We start from the raw sequence: 17,092 nt of genomic DNA on the forward strand, positions 1-17,092 counted from the left end.
TCTGTCTTCTAAAGCACCAAATACAAGACTTAGATACGCGAATGAACTGATGTTCGTACTTCAGTTCTTTTTTGAAAAAAAAATAAATCTTTCGGCACGAATTGCGTCTGGAAAGTTGATATCGCAGAAAGAGTATATGCGGTTTTATGACGCGTGTTGCTTAATCAAGGATGCGTTTGACTCAAGTTTAAGTATAAAAGAGTTTCGAGTAAGCGATAAACACCTCCGTAATGTTATTGTTGCCAATCAGAAAGGGATGGCGAAGGTATCAAATGAAACTTTGCAAGGTCGAATCAGAAGGCTGAGATGTTTTATTACATGGCTGTTTGAACATTTTCATGGTGTATACGGTATTGAAGAAAATCTGAATGATCGATTCGATAAGCTGATTTCAAAAATCAAACTAGATGAAGAAGATCTTGGGCGAAATCATGGACAAGAAATAAAGGGGGCTGACGAATCTGTGATTCCTGATGAGGTTTTCACGAAATTGTTGGAAATGATTTTTCCATCTTCGCCTAATAATCCATTCAAAGGGTCAAGAATTAGAAATTACTTAATAGTTAATTTGTTAATTTGCTGTGGTATCAGGAGAGGCGCGCTAGCGAAGTCAAAGGTATCAGACTTTCATTTTTACGGAACTTATGATCAGGTATCTATATACCGCTCGGGAAACGACCCGACAGACCCTCGTACAGAAAAACCCAACCAAAAGACTAAGGCGCATCTGGCTACGGTTGGCCAGGATTTGATGTTTCATGTTAAGTTCTATATTGATCAGATTCGGTCAAAATTTTCTCGGGCTCAATATCATGATTTTTTATTAATCAGTGAAAATGATTCTAAAGGAACTGCAGGCCAACCACTTTCCTTAAAGTCGATAAATTCAATTTTTCAGACCATTTCTAAGGCTTTGGGGTTTCATGTCCATCCTCATATGCTCCGCCATAAATGGAATGAGATTTTTGATAAAGAGGCGGATCGTGTTGGAACTGATCCGGTTCTTCGTGAGGACACTAGAAAATATGCGATGGGGTGGTCGCAAAATAGCACAATGGTCGACGTATACGATGATAAGCGCTTGGCGCTTGTAGCAAGGGAACTGTCGATAGCGCATCAGCAACGTATGGCGCAAAAAAAATGAACGACTCAGACGAATCGATATCGATAAATGAAGTTGATAAAGCGCCTTCATTGTTTACAGCCAAGTCTGGTTTGATTGTTAATGCTTTAGATGATGAATGGGTAATACTTCCAAATAAGGGGAAAGGAGCGAGGGTTAGCGTTGGTTGGGTTCATGCTTCGGACATGACAGAAACTGAAAAACAGTTGATTTTGGATGTGTTTGTCTATTACGTAAGAACCAAGGCTGCAAGCACTGCATCGGGTGTTGTTACCAACATAAGGCCATTTGTCTTGGGTGGTATACCACCGTTAGATAAAGTTAAGGCGTTATGGAGTGGGTTGGGTACGCATCAGAAAAAGGCTCTTAATCAGTTTTTTGGTACTCTATCAAGAATGGCGCATAAGAAATTTCATGGCTTCCACAAATTCACAAGAGAGCATCTGGATAAAACTAGCGTTAATCCACTTGATTTGTCCACAGGTGCTTTTAACGATGTAGAGTTTGATTCGTTGGCGAAGAAAATCAATGAAAACCTTCAGCAATTCAAGTGGAGTGCTGAGCAAGAACTTTCCTTTTACCAGTCATCGATGCGTTATGGTGTTCTCAAAAATATGGTGACGACTAAGTTGTTGGTCTCCATTGTACGTCGGCCAATTCAGATTGCGCTTTTGAAATGGTCAGATTTGATTCCCTCAGGTTCAAGTTTTCACGATGCGGCAATACTTAGTGTGGACGAGATAGGCAGCTTGGGGGGAGAGACGCTTCAACTTAGAGTGTACATCGCTAAGTCCACGGGAATGCTTTTTTCACGGGAGCGTCCCGAGAGATATCCATTGTATATTTCTGAAGATTTAGCAAAAGTGCTAATTGAGTTTAAGGGGATAGTTCTCAAGGGGCTCAAGCTGCTTATGACATCATCGGAGATTGACGTTGATGATACCGAACTTCTGAAATTAATGAACGATATTCCTATGTTTCCAGATGTAAAACTTTTTTCTTTGGAAATTGAGTCTTTAGAGTTCTTAAGAAGTCTTTTTTCTTCCCGCTCTACTGCCTACCATGTATCGGAATCGTCCATCACAAATGCCATCAGGTGCGTTCGTCCCAGCTCTGATCGCGTACCGGATTGTATAGCCAGTTCTAATAGGGTTCGTCATACCGTATTAACTCGAGGTGCGCAAGATGGACTCTCTGCTGCGCAATTGGCTAAAATAACCGGTGTAACTGTGCCAGCTGCACGGCACTACATTGACTTGGATTATAAGTCTAGACGGGAGATTGACTCAAAATATATAGGCAACGAATTTCTTAAGGCTGCGTTTAGCGGTTCCTTAGCTTTGATCAAGGAAAGAGATGAAGTTATAGTTGATCACAATTTCAGCCCTGTTGGTGGCGCGCGAAATGAGCGTGTATGTCATACCTGTTCCACAGTCATGGGGCGGCCGTTGGGTTGTTATGGGTGTCCTAATTTCCTTCCAATACTTGAGGCAGATCACAGTTCAGTCTTAGAAGCGGCGGAGGATAAGCTTACGGTAAATCGTAACGCTTTACTCAATCCGCTTCATACTCGAAGCATCGAAAAACTAGAGCGGCAGATTGTTTGGGTTAAGTTGACTATTGCCGTGTGCGATGAGACTCTTGCAATGCAGCGCTCAATAGATGATTAATAAATACTTAGACAGATTGGAATCACTAATCTGTTTGTATCGTGAATCGGAATTCATACAATTTGAGAGCCCTAGTGGAGAAAAGGCAGATTTCGATGATTTGGTCTGGCATCACATTGATCCAAATAGTGGCCGTAATAATAGGTTCCTCTGCGGGATACATGGAAAAAAGGGTAGGAATTCCGGTAACCTGTCTAGCGACGCTCTTCCTTATCCTTATAGTTATCTGATAAAAATTTGGGTTATCGAAACAATCAATACAAATTTGTCTGTCAGTGAAAAAAAAGCTCGAACATCTGCTGCCAGAAAGATGCTTTCACGTATGGATGGCGATCTTTACATTCAATCAGAGTCTTCAGTTCGCAGTCTTTGCTTAGGAAGTAGGACTATTGACCGTCTGCGCCCGTTTTTTGATTTCTGTGCTGATCAGGGATTGATGAGAAAGATTGATTTACAGGGTACTGATGATCGAGATAGGACTGGGCATGCAAGTTTCGATAAGAAACGGGAAAAACTTCCTGATATCAGTGCAGTAGTAGCCTTAGGTAATATTTTTTCGACAGTATTCGAAAATGTCGATGATAAAGGAGCTATTCTCCCTGGTAAGGACGTAAGAATCCATGATGCAATGGTTTTAACTTTTACCCTTCTATCTCTTGCATCACCTAACCGTACCTCTGCTGAAATTCCAGTTTTGCCTAAACAAGTACTTCAGTCTCACTCAGAAGGCGGTGGGGAGCCCGTTTATTATCTTAATTGGATTGGAAGCAAAGGCTACAAAAATACTCGGAATCACGTACTGTCTGCGCTTGCTGAGTCAATTAACAAAGCCGTTAACTTTTTTTTCAAAGCTTGTGAACCCGCCAGAATACTTTGCAGATTTTATGAAAAGCCTTCTGGGAATTGGAGAAGGTTGCTTGGAGATTTCGAGATTGAAGCAGATCTAAAGAAAAACTTGTCTCTGACTCAACAACCAAATCTTTTTACGTTGGGTTATGCACTAGGCTTTTATGGTGTAGATGATTGCGTTCCGGTATTAAAAAAAGGAACTGACTTAACGAGTACTCATGCTAATCACAGAGGTCGTTTTTTTGAAAATAAACCAATTTTTTCTTTGCGCCCTGATGATCAGTTGTCTGTGTCGAATTCGAAGAAGACTAAACTATCCGCATTGCCCTATCTATTCGGATATACGCAATTACCAAAGATATTTGCTGATAGAGATGTCGTGACGGTGGAAGAATTGCAAAATTGGTGGGTGTCTTTTTATAGAAAAGAATTTCTACCTGAGTTTCCTTTTTCTTTCTCTAACGGTGAATCGAGCATCAAGCTTAAAAATGCTATGTTTTGTTTCTTAGGAAGTTGGTTTTATGGAGATTCAAAAAATCCAGGGGGAGGTGGAAGGACACTTAAGAAAACGAATTACGCGGTTGTCCCTTTGGTCTCATTAGGAAGCTCGACTTTATCTCGACTTTCCCCTCAGGGAGTCGGGGATTCGATTTTCGTTGACTATGGATATTCCTCAGAGATTCGGCTGACACCAAATCAGTTGCGGCACCTAACAAATACTCTCGCTGATTTAAGTAATATCCCAGTTGAAATTATTACTGCTTGGTCAGGTAGGAAAAATTCTGAGCAAACTCATACTTATATCCATACTAGTGATGACATAAAAGCAAGCCGAGTAAGCGCAATAGTGAATCCGCCTGAGTTCGACAAAAGCTCAATTCGAACTTATTCTAAGGAGCAGCTTGCAACAGTTACGAATCTACCGGCCTCGATCACCTCTACGGGACTTTGTAGTCAAAATCTACATATTAATCCCTGCAATTATTTGAATGATTTCATCTCCCAGTGTTTTCTGTGTACTGAGGCTTGTTATATTGCAGGTGATGAGAGTGCTATCGAGCTTTTTGAGAAAGATTTAGGATTTCAAAATGCACGGTTAGAGTCGGTAACGGGTGATACTCGTTTATCAACTTCTTCGGCAATGAAAAAATGGTATGTTATCCACTCTCGAAATGTTCGAGTTCTTTCAATGTTGATTGATCTGATGAAAAGTTGTCCTGTAGGTACAACAATTCGCTACTCAAAAAAAGACTCTGAATTCAATTTAATTGATTTAAGCACGAAGGTCATAAAGAAAGCTTCGTGCGCGCTCCCGGATTATGAGGCGCGTTTAAAAGGTTTGATCGAAGATAAATCTACGAACTCTAATACGGATACCAATCCTCAGTTACGTTATCTTTTGTCGTCTTTCGGCCTGAACAATAAGGAGGTATGACGTGGTTGAACCAAAAATATCTGCCCAGGCACAACGTAAGATAGAGATTATGCTCACCAAATGGACAGGTAAACTTACTTGGGATGCACTGGTAACAAGGGTTGAACTTGAACTCGCAATAAAGACGACAAGGCAAACTCTCTGCACCTACGTCGGTATAAGTACGTCATATAAAAATAAAAAAGCGCAGCTTCGGGGCGCGTCACCATCGCTCTACACAACAATCACGGCTTCTGATGTGAAGCTGGTCGAACAGATAGAGAACCTGAAGGCTGAGGTGGAAGTCCTAAAGAAAAATAATGCTGAACAACTTCGAATGATTGAAAGGATTCTTTTAAATGCGGAAACAATTCCCAATCTGGATCTCTATGCTTTAGTGAAAAGGAGGCCTGAGGAAATACAAAAAGACTGATATGTAGATTATTTAAATTATTTATGTCTATTTAGGTGTTTTTTAGAATGTGGCTGGTTTTACTTTTGGGGGAACTGGTGGTTCAATTAGCATGTAACAATTAAGTTTGTGTATTCTAATACTTCAGCTTTCGTAAAATCTTCTACGGTAATAGTTCTGCGGGTCTGCACTCTAGGCTTTCGGCAATTTGGTATAGCTTTTCGACCGTAATATTGACTTCGCCCCGTTCAATTCGTCCCATATAGCTACGGTCTACTTGACAAATCAGAGCGAAGATGTCTTGCGATATGCCCTTCGCTTTCCTCGCTTGCCTGATCTTTTTCCCCAATTCTTTTGCCAGATTCCCCATAGCCGCCTCGACACACATGAGGAAGGACTATCGATCGTTTGCGGACGAATCGGCCACGGACTATAATCCGTATTTTTGTTTAAAAATCATTGAGGTGCCTGCATGAAACAAGATTTATTCGAATTCGACAGGCAGCTCCATTCGCTGCTTTGCGAGCATTTTTCTGGGGGGTTCACGACCCATCAGTTGAGAGACGCGTATGCGGCACTCCTTCCTCCCTCAAGCTTTCGGCTCGCGGATGTGCGCGTTTATGTTTATGAACAGATCCGAAGGTTAATTCGCGCTGGCTGGGTGGAGATGGCAGTGCAACGTCAAAAGCGGGGACAGGTGTTTCGTATGCTGGAGATGCCGCAACGGCTGCAGCTCGTACTGGTAGATGGGAACTTCTCCATGAGCGTCGATCCTCTGGAAGGTCCAGCAGATGAGGGAAGAGAAACACCATGCCCTGTGCCTAGCTCAAAGGGGCAAGACGACCAGGTCCGCCTTCAAGCGATGCTAAAAGAGACCCGGCTTGATCTGCTTTCATCCTTGGGCGAGACCGAGCGGTACAAGCAGTTGTTTGAGGAAATTCCTCACCTGAAGGGGCGTTTTGAAGGGGTATATCTGGAAGTCCGTGACAGGAGCTCAAAGCTCCTGGGGCACGTTCGTGCAATTGAGAATACGCTTAAGGCGATTTCAGCCGCATGAACACCGATCTAAGGGTATGGCAACACGACTGCATTACGTTGGCTATGCAGCACTACACTCAGCAACCTCATTTCTTTTGCCAAGCAACTCCCGGTGCCGGCAAGACCAAAATGGCAGCGGAGCTGGCCAGACAATTACTAATGCAAGACAAGATAGATCTGATCCTCTGCTTTGCTCCGTCACGACAGACAATGGATGGATTTCAGAGAACGTTCTCCGCAGTTCTGGGTAAACGCCTGGACGGGTTGATAGGTGCCGTCGGTGCTGCTTGCACATATCAAGGAATGGAATATCGAGACGCAGCATTCTGGAAACTGTTCGACGACTATAGGGTGTTCGCGGTTTTCGATGAAATCCATCACTGCGCTGGCCATGACTTGCTGTTAAGCAATGCATGGGGTCAGCAGATTGTGCAAAGGATTCAAGACCGCGCCACCTTCACTCTTGCTCTCTCGGGGACACCTTGGAGGTCTGACCAGAAGGCAATAGCGCTTGCTCGATATTCTCAGCCAGACGGGGTGTTGATCTGTGATTACCGATATGGCCTGCAGGAGGCAATCGCTGACGGCGTATGTCGGTCGCCGCGCATCGTCGTTTTGGACAACAACATGGTGAGGTTAACTGAAACGCTATCCACAGAAGGCACCGTCACAACGTATCCGAGTATTGCCAGGTTACTTTCTGAGTCACCCGTGTCTTATGAAGATCTACTGTTCCATGACGATATTTTGCGGCAGATTCTGTTGTTAGGGTGTACAAAGCTTCGCGAAATCCGTGAGCACCATCTGGAGGCCGGCGGCCTGGTAGTTGCGACAAACATTGAGCACGCTCACCGCATAGCTGACCTTATGCGTGCACAGGGGGAGGTGTGTCAGGTCGTGACCAATAAGACGCCAAACGCGCAGCAGGTCATCAATGATTTTCGACATGGTGGCTGCACCTGGATTATTGCGGTTGGCATGATCAGCGAGGGGACGGACATACCTAGGCTTCAGGTTTGCTGTCATCTAAGTCGGATACGTACCGAACTGCACTATCGCCAGGTCTTGGGCAGAATCCTCAGGCGCTCAAATGATGCGGATGAAAAAGCTTGGCTGTATGTTCTCGCGGAACCTGCGCTCCAGCAGTACTCGGAGCGTTTGGCCGATGATTTGCCCGATGATCATGCCGTATTGAGTGTCGTACGAGCTTCGCAGTTTGAGTGCGACGACCAGATTGACGACCATCCAGAAGATCCCAGTGGCATTGAGATCGCTATCTTGGGAGGTTCAATGGGCGGAGCCTATTCCCGAATGGGTAGCGACCACGCTATTTCGATTATCGGCTCATCCGAGCCCGCATTGTATGAACTCAATTTTTCTCAGCACTATCGAACTCAGCTTCTGAGCGTGTATTGAGAGCATGAGCCCATTAGCTTGGCTGTAGTTGGAAAGTTTCAGCTTCGGCTTCACAGTTCACCGACCCAGCGGACACAAAATGCCGGCTCCCCAAAGTTAATTTTGGTAGTTGCAGCACTGCGTTGGTGCCAATGCGAGAAACCTCTTGTGCGGAAACAGAAAAACAGACGTAAGAAAGCACGGTTCATCAAGACGTTGATGGCCATCAAAATCACTCGAGAAGCACGTCAATTGCTTGAAAGGCGTTCAGCTCGCGCGAGTCGATTTCTGGATGGGATATCGATCGTCGGAGATAACTCAGAGTCCGATGGTTGCGAGGCACAGGGAAAATACATGCGTGACTGTTCAACCGTGGACGAGAGTACGGGAGCTAACTATCGTCGATAGTCATCATCCATTTTAAAGGAGGCCGCCCGCTATGGCGCCGTGATCTTTGGCGTCCACCTGACGATGTGAAGCTGGTCATGTATCAATCCCAACCTCCGGAAGCCTCTATCAATGGACCAACAGACCCACGAAAACCACTACGTACCAATCTGGTACCAGAAGCGTTTTTTGCCCGCGCCTGGAGCGCAATTTTTCTATCTTGATCTGTCCCCCTCCATCTATCGGAATGGCCTAGGAAAATCAGTCTCCAAACGCGTCCCGAAGAGTAGCTTCAAAAAAACAGATCTCTATACCACCTGGCCTGGTGGACAGCCCAATGATGAAATCGAGCGTTTGCTTTTTGGAGCGATCGACAACTCTGGGGCCGTTGCGATTCGTCAACTGGCCGGTGGTCAGCCCGAGGAAGTTCATGACGCGTTTACGCCTTTTTTCGAGTATCTCGGCGCACAGAAGTTACGCACACCGAAAGGTCTAGATTGGATCAATGCACACTACTCGCAGCTTGATCAGTCCGGGCTAATGAGAGAAATGCAGCACTTATTGGCACTGAACTTGACCATCTGGAGTGAAGGGGTTCGCGAGATCGTCTCCGCGAAAAAGTCGGACGTTAAATTCATAATCACCGACCATCCTGTCACCCTCTACAATGCGGCCTGCCCTCCAGATGCGCCGACATGTCGCTACCCAAATGAGCCGTCCATGCAATGGAACGGGACGCAAACGATTTTCCCTCTAGATGCCGAGCATTGCCTAATCCTTAGCCACCTCGACTACGCGAAACAGACAGAAGGTGTCGACCTGTTAGCCGAGAGACAGAATGCCCGCAACTTCGGAAAAAGCCTGGCTCAAACGGATGCATGGATCCGTTCCAGGGTGCTGTCCCGAGACCAAGTGCTGGCAATCAATTACCTTCTAAAATCTCGCGCCTGCAAACATGTGGCGGCGCCTGTGGAGGATTGGCTCTACCCGGAACGGGAATACGCCGGCGATTGGGGCAAGATCGGAGAAGTGCTTCGCCCACCAGCTGACGAGCTTTGGCATTTCGGCGGGGAAATGTACGTTGGTTACGAGGATGGCTCGACCCTCTACCAAGACCCGTACGGGCGTACTTCAGGCAGCCATGAGTACCTGAAGAAATCGCCGCCCTCATATCCCATCGATGATGAAGCTGAATGCGGTTGCGGTAGCGGGTATTCGTTTACAGCGTGTTGCAAGGATATTCCTGAAGCGCATCGGCCTACCTGGTCTGTTGCAAGCATTCGAGAGCGGAACCTGATGTTCGTCGGCAAGGTGAAAAACATCCTTGGACTGGACAGCGGCAAAAGCTGGGGCGACGTGCGAGCAGAACTCAACGATGAGCACGTCACGCAAATTTATCGGTGCCTTCAAGCACTGTGGCCAGTTGATACAAACTTCAGAGAGCTTTGGCCGCGGCCGGACCCTCGGATTTTCCGGGCGGTTTACATGGGCTGTATCGATCCTCGCACTGTGGTTACCAGTGTGCTCTGTTGGTCCAGCTATTTCGACGAGGTAGTTTTACTCAACCCGTTTATGAATCCGGCGTGTGTACGCCCCGAGTTCAGCCCTGTCGAAAATCCGTCTCAACACCGGGTGCAGACCCTCAAAAATGTAATGCTCCTACTGGAGCTAGAGCCTTTCATTCGGGCCGGTATAGTTCATTTTGTTCCTGACCCTGGGGAGTTGGAATTTGCTTTTGGTAACGCGATGCGGGAGATGGCGGAATCCCGCGTCAGTGATGCAGAGGAGTTTCACGACGACACCGGTATGTTTAAGTGGCTTGCCGAGGACGACACTGAGCGACTGTTCTCACGACTACCCCTTGAATCTATCAGCAGCATCATCCGTAAATCGTCGCCTCATCTTAATATTGCCGATGTCGATGAAATGGCTCGAAAGTTCAAGAAGCTGAGGGATGATGACCCCTTAGCGCTGCTACAGCCGACTCAGCCTGGAAAGGAGCACAGCCAGCTCACGGCGTTTCGCTGTGCACCGCTTGAATTTTCGATGTTTATGGCGCAAGTGACTGGCGCTGCAATATTTACGGACCTTCCGATTTTCTGGCGACAGTTGCATGCCGCAACGCAAGCTCAACCTACAGCTGCATACTGGCTGCCGTTTACAAATTTGACCGACCAGTTGCTCTTCACCTTGGCGGAGGTACCACACGAAATCTATCGACTGCGGGCATCTGTAAATTTAGCCAATTTCCGAGCGGTTTTTAGATCTGTATCAAAGTTGCTTATCGCGCCTGAGGGCGAGATTGCAAGCCAAGTTGAGCAGCTTGCGAATGACACAGGTATTGCCTCTCTGGTCGCTCAGGATTTTTGGGCAAGGGATTGTCCGGCTATTTTTACACGAAGACTCAGAGTTACGATTCCTAATGAAGGATTTGCCTATGCCGCTGTGCAACGCCAGGTGCTAACCTACGGACATGAGGACGCACTCAAGACCGTTCCACTGGCTCTGTTGATAGAAGTGCCATGAAAACTGAGTTTCGAATGTGGCAGCTTTTTCATGCGGACGATCTGCTCAAGCGGTTGGGACCTATCTGTAAACGATGCCCCCCCCTTTCGCCTACCTCAAGATGAAGCGTCCCTGACTCAACATGGAACAGCTCGGTGGTGCCTTGAGGGTGTCCTGGGGAAGCGAACTTTTCGCTGGGGTAAAGCTCCCATCGCCACAGCTCTAGCATGTTTGGGCCGCTAGTACCCGCGAGGAGGCGGGCGGATTCCCCAGATGGATGATCAGGCTCAACAGGCTGAACTGGCGCCTAATGGCAGTAGCGGCTTGCAGTGAGCCGCACTTTCAGATCATGCGCTAGCCCGGCCTCTAGCAAGAACCTCTTGAGTCAGTCTGACATGATCACTCCAGGCATCCCTATTGGGAACGGCGCCTACCATCTCCCTATGTTCATCAGAGAAATACAACACTGAAAGTACGCCACCAAGACGGCGTGAGGATCGTGCCTCGTCGTCGTGCTGGCTCCAGATATTGATTACCCTACTCATATAGCTTTTGTAATTTCGGTGAGTCGTCGACCCTTTGCAGAAATCCCGATATTCAGGATCATCAGTGCACCCCAGGCGGGTTAAGCAGCTCAGGAGCGCTAGAAACGAAGAGTCATCCAAGAATTTCAGTATCGCCTGAGGACCATTCGATACACCTAGCTGTTGCGAGAGCATGGCCATACGCTCTGCATACAAGCGAACCCAAAAATCCATTCGTAGGAGACTGGGTGGATGGGTACCTGAAGGCATCGCATCCATACGAGCAGGCCGTCCTCCGTTGAACATGAGCATAATGCAGCTCACGATCGCGCACTGTAGATAGGCGTGATCCAGTAACTCGTCGCCTTTGTATGGTCCAAGCATCATCGCCAGCCAGTCCAACGCTTCGAAGTCCGCCGCAAGTTCAGTCGCGTGCGAGATGGCAGCCTGATCCCCTGTAAGCTCCGCCTCCCCAGCGACTTGGAATTCGCTGATGCTATTGGTCGAATCTGATCCGTACCGTGTGCGTATAGCACCATGATTTTGATTGAGATGACCTAACTCGTGGTAAATGACAAAACTTACGCCCGAAATGAACATCAACTCAGCTGCGTGCAGCATGTCGAATCGCCCGGGAAGTGGCTGCGTTCCGTGTAAAGTTCCGCCATCCGGACCGGGTTGAGCGAAACGCGCAAACTCAAAAGCATTTGAGTAGATCTGACCTAGTAGCCCATAGCTCAATGTGATGACGTGGCGCTGAACATCCTCTGGCGATGGTTCGACCGCAGCTACCGCACGTATGTCGTTTGTCGGTATCCATCTGATGTTTAATTCGACCCCAGCGGCGGTATACCACTGACGGCACAGCCGATCTTTAACCTCATCGGCAATCATGTATGCGAGGTCTATAAGGTCGGGCATTTCGTACAGTTTCATAGCGTACTCTGCGTCGCTGATTTGGGTAGGTGTAGCTGGCTGCGTGGGGTTTCGAAGCGCTTCGGCGATCAACAACCTGGTCTTGTCGGCCAGTGCCATTCTGGTCAGCGCTGATCTTGGCTCATATGTCAGCCCAGTGTTTCGGAGCTCGGCTACAGTATCCAGGCATACGAGATGACGCCAACTACCGCATCGTATATCAACTGGATTGCCAACCTCACACTCTGTCGCCATACATCAGTCGCTAGATCCGGGCTCTAAAGCGACCCTTCGCCGATGGATCCTGGGGAAACGTGCAACGGTGTTTGTGATACTGAAATCGGCTTGCAGTTATTTCGTAGCTGATCCCCGTGGACTGGGTAACTAATTGGCCCGGGCGGCCCAAAAAATCGAGGTTACAGGGCTGTGCGCGAAGGGATACTGCGCTAACCTCGCCGAGAGTAACGAGCATGTGTGCCTGTTACCGCATTGAGGAAGGAACCTGTGCGCATCGAGTCGATCACGGTATCTGGCTTTCGCTGTTTCGGCCCGAATGAGATTGCCATCCCAATCTCAGATGAGGTCACCACAATCGTTGGTCCTAACGCTGCGGGTAAAACTGCGCTTCTTCAGGCTATGTCGAAGATGTTCGGGGTCACGCGGGCGCAGCGCACCGTATCACTTTCCGATTTCCACCTAGCTCCTGGAGAGGATCCTGAGAGCCGCGATTCCAAAGAGCTCTTCATCGAGGCGATCGTTGCCTTCCCAGAATTGTTGGACGGGTCTGCAACCGCGGAAACCATCGCCCCTTCATTTCGGCACATGCTGATTACGAGAGCAGCCCAGGCGCCCGTTTGCCGAATGCGGCTTGAAGCACAGTGGGATGACGACGGTACGCTTGAGGGAGAGGTGTCACAGAGTCTTTTTTGGATTGATTGCTTAGATGACGAGCCCGCAGAGGACAAATACCAACCGGTGGCAGTTACCGATCGGGGACTCATACAACTTTATTACACCCCTGCAAGTCGGGACGCCGCCGGCCAAATCCGAGCAACTGCCGGCACGCTGGCCGCCCGTCTCCTGAGGGCCATTGAATGGTCCTCCGACACCGAAGACAAAGTGCAAGAGGCGACTGAGAGCCTGACTGCTGCGTTTGAAGGCGAGTCTGCGATCAAGGCAATTACCGAGGCTCTGCAAACACGCTGGGCAGACCTGCATGACGACGCTTCCAATACCAAGCCTAGGCTCAGCTTGGTGAGCCGACGGTTTGAGGAGGTGATAAACAAGATCGCAGTCATATTTGAACAGGGGCCTGACGGTCGAGAAAGAGGTATCGATGCCCTTAGCGACGGACAACAGTCGCTATTTTATTTTGCATTGGCCGCCGCCGTTTTCGACCTAGAGCGCGAGGTCGTCGAAGGTTCTGTAGACGGATTTCGAAAGGATTCACTGCATATTCCTGCGCTCACACTGTTTGCCCTTGAGGAACCTGAAAACCATCTTTCACCCTACTTCCTTGCTCGAATCATCCGCCAAGTTCGATCGTTGACTGAGGCCAGCGGAGCGCAGGCCATAATTACGAGCCATTCGCCGGCGGTTCTTAGCCGAGTCGAGCCAAGCGAGGTCCGCTACTGCCGCTGCCATGCAAAGACGCGCGTTTCTACTGTGAAGCGAATTGAGCTCCCAACTGACGATGTTGAAGCCAGCAAGTTCGTACGTGGCGCCATTTTGGCCTATCCCGAGCTCTACTTCGCGCGGTTCGTCCTGCTTGTCGAGGGCGACTCCGAAAGGATCGTCCTCCCTCAACTCGCCGAGGCGCTAGATCTTCTCATCGACCCAGCTTTCGTCGCGATCGTCCCTCTCGGCGGACGACACGTCCAATATTTTTGGCGCTTACTCAAGGCCCTAGGTATTCCTCACGCGACTCTCCTAGACTTGGACCTCGGCCGTGATGGTGGCGGGTGGGGGCGAGTGAAAACAGCGATTGAGAAGCTTATTGAGTTCGGCGAACCCAAGGCCAAATTGCTAGGAAGCACAAGCGGCGTTGTATCCGACGCGTCATTTGCCAAAATGCACGAATGGAACAACTTGCCTGACCACTCCATTCTTCTGGGTTGGATCAACAGCTTGAAGCAGTACGGGGTCTACTTTTCGGCGCCGCTAGATCTTGATCTGGGCATGCTGAATGCCTTCCCCGCTGACTATGCCGCCGTGATCCCTAAAGGGGGTGGTCCACGTATGGCCGCTGACAAGGCTGCGGAGGTTGTGCTGGGGACGTCAGGTCCGGGACTTTCGGTATACACGGGACCTTATGAGAATTACCCAATATTGTTTCCGAACTATCGGTACCACTTTCTTACCCACAGCAAGCCAGCTACGCATCTGGCGGCATTGGCCCGGGTTAGTAAGGCGAGCCTGATCGCAGGAATGCCAGCAGTTCTGGCCGAAGTCGTTCGGCATATTTCCAGCTCCTTGAGGCGAGACTGATCATGGCCGTTTCGTCACGCCGAATAGGTCCCGAGGACTGGAAGCCCGTAGGGGTTAAAGCTCTTGAGGCGAATGCGCTGAAGGTGGTCCGTTCGAGAAAAAATCGGTCCGTTATTGCAGGGCCAGGCGCTGGCAAGACAGAACTGCTTGCGCAGCGCGCCGCCTTTCTCCTTCAGACTGATGCGGCCCCATCTCCTCGGCGCATACTAGCTATTAGTTTCAAGCGCGATGCTGCGTCAAATCTGGCAGCACGCGTACGTCAGCGCTGCCACCACACCCATGCGAGCCGCTTCGACTCCATGACGTTTGATGCGTTTGCAAAAGGATTGGTCGACCGCTTCGGTCAGGCATTGCCTGACCGCTGGCGGCCAAGACCCGACTACGAGATCGCGACTCACAATGAACGAGATTTTCGCGAGTTTCTCCATGACCTTCCAACGCCGCCTGCGATAATCGGGACGAAAAATGACGTGCGTGAGATTGGGCCAAAAACGTTTGAGCGCCGACACCTGATCGGCTTACCGCTGCCTGTAGACGGATGGCCGGCCCCAACTGTCGCACAATGGGCGGCAGATGCGTTCTGGCAACAGTCACTCCACAACGGCGGCAAAAGTGTGCTGTCTTTCGCGATGATTGGCCGTCTCGCTGAACTGTTGTTGCGAGTCAACCCGATGGCACGGGATGCCCTGCGTCTCACTTATTCGCATTTGTTTATGGACGAATTCCAGGACACCACCAGGGTCCAGTACGATCTGGTAAGCACGATTTTCCGAGGCACAGAAACCATCGTGACTGCTGTCGGAGATAACAAGCAGCAGATCATGCGTTGGGCAATGGCGATGGATGATCCTTTCTCTGCCTTCGATGCCGATTTCGAAGGCACCCGGACTTCGCTCTTCAACAATTATCGATCTTCGCCGGAGTTGGTACGTATCCAGCACGTGCTGGCCCAGGCGTTAGATGCACGAGCCGTACAGCCGGTATCTCAGACTGATCGCACAATTGACGGAGAAAGTTGCTCAATTCTCGATTTCGCAAGTCCGAAAATTGAAGCGCGTCAGTTGGCACGATTAGTAGCGTCATACATTGCCGATCTGAAACTGGCTCCTCGAGATTTCGTCATCTTGGTTCGACAAAAGGCAGGAGAGTATGCAGAACTTTTAGAACCTGCTTTCGCGAGCGAAAATCTGGCTCTGCGTAACGAAGCTGGAATGGTTGGCAAAGTAATGCTGCAAGAGCTGATGGCAGAGGAAATCTCAAAGTCGCTGGTCACCGTTCTCCGCCTCGCGATGACTTCGCGAGCTGGCGGTTATTGGTCGACTTGCCAGAATTGGCTCGCATCAATGAGAGGGATCGATGCCGATGACGCAATCAGGCAGAGTAGGCTCGCTCGTGAGTTGGATACCTATACAACCGAACTGGCTGAACGTTATTCCCATCCCCCAAAAAGCAAGGCGGCCTCACGCGCACTTGTTGATGACATCCTAAATTTCGTGGGTCCAGAGCATGTGATCCGCTCCAACCCTGCCTATGACCAGGGAACTTGGCTAGAAAAAGTGCTAGACGCGACGGCGGAACATCTTCTGTCCACCTCGTTCCACTGTACGGACTGGTCCCACGCCCTCGACATGTACGAAGGCGTACACGCAGTTCCGTTGATGACGATCCACAAGAGCAAGGGCCTTGAGTATCACACCGTCATTTTTGTCGGACTGGATGACGGCGCGTGGTGGAGTTTTTCCCAGGATGAAATCGAGGCGACAGCAGGATTTTTTGTGGCTTTCACTCGGGCCAAGCAGCGGGTCATATTTACCTACTGTGCTTCGCGTGGCACACGAACAAAAATTGCGACCCTATACGAGTTGCTCACTAGAGCAGGAGTCCAAATTACGTCCGGATCGAATTGACAGTTTCTATGAGCCGCAAACATGGATTGAAGGCGATCTACAGCAGATGCCGTCTGACTTCCCGGTAGTCGACCTCTGGCGTGTGCTTCGCTGGTTCGGAAGCAATGCACGCGTCAGTCGAGTGGTTATCCACAACGGGGTAGCGTACTTCAGCGGTTTGGTCGCCCTTGATCGCTCCACGGATATCAAGGACCAAACCCGTCAGGTGCTAACCCGACTAGACGAATACCTGCAAAAGGCGGGTGCTGATCGCTCGAGCCTGCTCAGCGTGCAGTTGTGGGTCAAGGACATGGAAAACGATATCGCGGGCTTGAATGAAGTCTGGACCGAATGGTTTGCCGAACACGAAAAGCCTACGCGCGCTACTGCACAGGTAATGTTCGACGAAGAAGGGTTGCGCCTGGAACTTATCGCGACAGCAGCAGTGCGTTCCATCGCGTAAGTGCCCAGCCGACCGCAATCGACC

12 protein-coding genes are annotated in these 17,092 nt (G+C 49.2%); 10 read left to right on the top strand and 2 right to left on the bottom strand.

Annotated features, from left to right (window positions below; all coding sequences use genetic code 11):
- Positions 1-49: 49 nt before the first annotated feature.
- The 4 genes from ACKZ62_RS11295 to ACKZ62_RS11310 are packed head-to-tail and all read left to right on the top strand — an operon-like array spanning position 50 to position 5,489.
- Entirely contained in the window at positions 50-1,144 is a 1,095-nt protein-coding gene (locus ACKZ62_RS11295) for a tyrosine-type recombinase/integrase (RefSeq protein WP_447096667.1), read from the top strand.
- Entirely contained in the window at positions 1,141-2,793 is a 1,653-nt protein-coding gene (locus tag ACKZ62_RS11300) for a hypothetical protein (RefSeq protein ID WP_447096668.1), read from the top strand. Before ACKZ62_RS11295 ends, ACKZ62_RS11300 begins: the two co-directional genes overlap by 4 nt.
- A complete protein-coding gene (locus ACKZ62_RS11305; RefSeq protein WP_447096669.1) occupies positions 2,786-5,077 on the top strand; it encodes a hypothetical protein in 2,292 nt (763 codons plus the stop codon). Before ACKZ62_RS11300 ends, ACKZ62_RS11305 begins: the two co-directional genes overlap by 8 nt.
- Position 5,078: 1 nt before the next feature.
- The gene (locus ACKZ62_RS11310) at positions 5,079-5,489 is read left to right on the top strand and encodes a hypothetical protein (RefSeq protein WP_447096670.1); all 411 of its coding nucleotides are present in this window, start codon (positions 5,079-5,081) and stop codon (positions 5,487-5,489) included.
- 142 nt (positions 5,490-5,631) lie between these two features.
- On the opposite strand, the gene ACKZ62_RS11315 is transcribed toward ACKZ62_RS11310, so the two are convergent.
- Positions 5,632-5,838 carry a helix-turn-helix domain-containing protein gene (locus tag ACKZ62_RS11315; RefSeq protein WP_447096671.1) on the bottom strand — a complete coding sequence of 69 codons (207 nt, stop codon included), beginning with the start codon at positions 5,836-5,838 and terminating at the stop codon, positions 5,632-5,634.
- 102 nt (positions 5,839-5,940) lie between these two features.
- Here ACKZ62_RS11315 and ACKZ62_RS11320 point away from each other — a divergent pair, with 102 nt between their 5' ends.
- From ACKZ62_RS11320 to ACKZ62_RS11330, 3 genes are all read left to right on the top strand, one after another.
- A complete protein-coding gene (locus ACKZ62_RS11320) occupies positions 5,941-6,525 on the top strand; it encodes a VspR family transcription factor (protein ID WP_447096672.1) in 585 nt (194 codons plus the stop codon).
- Positions 6,522-7,922 carry a DEAD/DEAH box helicase gene (locus ACKZ62_RS11325; RefSeq protein ID WP_447096673.1) on the top strand — a complete coding sequence of 467 codons (1,401 nt, stop codon included), beginning with the start codon at positions 6,522-6,524 and terminating at the stop codon, positions 7,920-7,922. The genes ACKZ62_RS11320 and ACKZ62_RS11325 overlap by 4 nt, the downstream gene beginning before the upstream one ends.
- Positions 7,923-8,420: 498 nt before the next feature.
- The gene (locus tag ACKZ62_RS11330) at positions 8,421-10,814 is read left to right on the top strand and encodes a DUF4238 domain-containing protein (RefSeq protein ID WP_447096674.1); all 2,394 of its coding nucleotides are present in this window, start codon (positions 8,421-8,423) and stop codon (positions 10,812-10,814) included.
- Positions 10,815-11,140: 326 nt separating this feature from the next.
- On the opposite strand, the gene ACKZ62_RS11335 is transcribed toward ACKZ62_RS11330, so the two are convergent.
- On the bottom strand, positions 11,141-12,253 hold the full coding sequence (locus tag ACKZ62_RS11335) for a phage exclusion protein Lit family protein (protein WP_447096675.1): 1,113 nt from the start codon (positions 12,251-12,253) through the stop codon (positions 11,141-11,143).
- Positions 12,254-12,736: 483 nt separating this feature from the next.
- On the opposite strand from ACKZ62_RS11335, the gene ACKZ62_RS11340 reads away from it, so the two are divergent.
- The 3 genes from ACKZ62_RS11340 to ACKZ62_RS11350 are packed head-to-tail and all read left to right on the top strand — an operon-like array spanning position 12,737 to position 17,068.
- Positions 12,737-14,719: an ATP-dependent nuclease gene (locus ACKZ62_RS11340; protein ID WP_447096676.1), complete on the top strand. Its 1,983-nt coding sequence runs from the start codon at positions 12,737-12,739 to the stop codon at positions 14,717-14,719.
- A 2-nt stretch (positions 14,720-14,721) separates the two neighbouring features.
- On the top strand, positions 14,722-16,626 hold the full coding sequence (locus tag ACKZ62_RS11345; protein WP_447096677.1) for a UvrD-helicase domain-containing protein: 1,905 nt from the start codon (positions 14,722-14,724) through the stop codon (positions 16,624-16,626).
- 46 nt (positions 16,627-16,672) lie between these two features.
- A complete protein-coding gene (locus ACKZ62_RS11350; protein ID WP_447096678.1) occupies positions 16,673-17,068 on the top strand; it encodes a RidA family protein in 396 nt (131 codons plus the stop codon).
- The last annotated feature ends 24 nt before the right edge of the window (positions 17,069-17,092 follow it).

The organism is Pseudomonas sivasensis (assembly GCF_052938085.1).

What these genes read in the sequence shown, in the direction of transcription:
- ACKZ62_RS11345 (WP_447096677.1), top strand. Translation starts at nt 14,722, where the DNA reads ATGGCCGTTTCGTCACGCCGAATAGGTCCCGAGGACTGGAAGCCCGTA.
- ACKZ62_RS11295 (WP_447096667.1), top strand. Translation starts at nt 50, where the DNA reads ATGTTCGTACTTCAGTTCTTTTTTGAAAAAAAAATAAATCTTTCGGCA.
- ACKZ62_RS11330 (WP_447096674.1), top strand. Translation starts at nt 8,421, where the DNA reads ATGGACCAACAGACCCACGAAAACCACTACGTACCAATCTGGTACCAG.
- ACKZ62_RS11335 (WP_447096675.1), bottom strand. Translation starts at nt 12,253, where the DNA reads ATGAAACTGTACGAAATGCCCGACCTTATAGACCTCGCATACATGATT.
- ACKZ62_RS11315 (WP_447096671.1), bottom strand. Translation starts at nt 5,838, where the DNA reads ATGGGGAATCTGGCAAAAGAATTGGGGAAAAAGATCAGGCAAGCGAGG.
- ACKZ62_RS11325 (WP_447096673.1), top strand. Translation starts at nt 6,522, where the DNA reads ATGAACACCGATCTAAGGGTATGGCAACACGACTGCATTACGTTGGCT.
- ACKZ62_RS11300 (WP_447096668.1), top strand. Translation starts at nt 1,141, where the DNA reads ATGAACGACTCAGACGAATCGATATCGATAAATGAAGTTGATAAAGCG.
- ACKZ62_RS11350 (WP_447096678.1), top strand. Translation starts at nt 16,673, where the DNA reads ATGCCGTCTGACTTCCCGGTAGTCGACCTCTGGCGTGTGCTTCGCTGG.
- ACKZ62_RS11320 (WP_447096672.1), top strand. Translation starts at nt 5,941, where the DNA reads ATGAAACAAGATTTATTCGAATTCGACAGGCAGCTCCATTCGCTGCTT.
- ACKZ62_RS11305 (WP_447096669.1), top strand. Translation starts at nt 2,786, where the DNA reads ATGATTAATAAATACTTAGACAGATTGGAATCACTAATCTGTTTGTAT.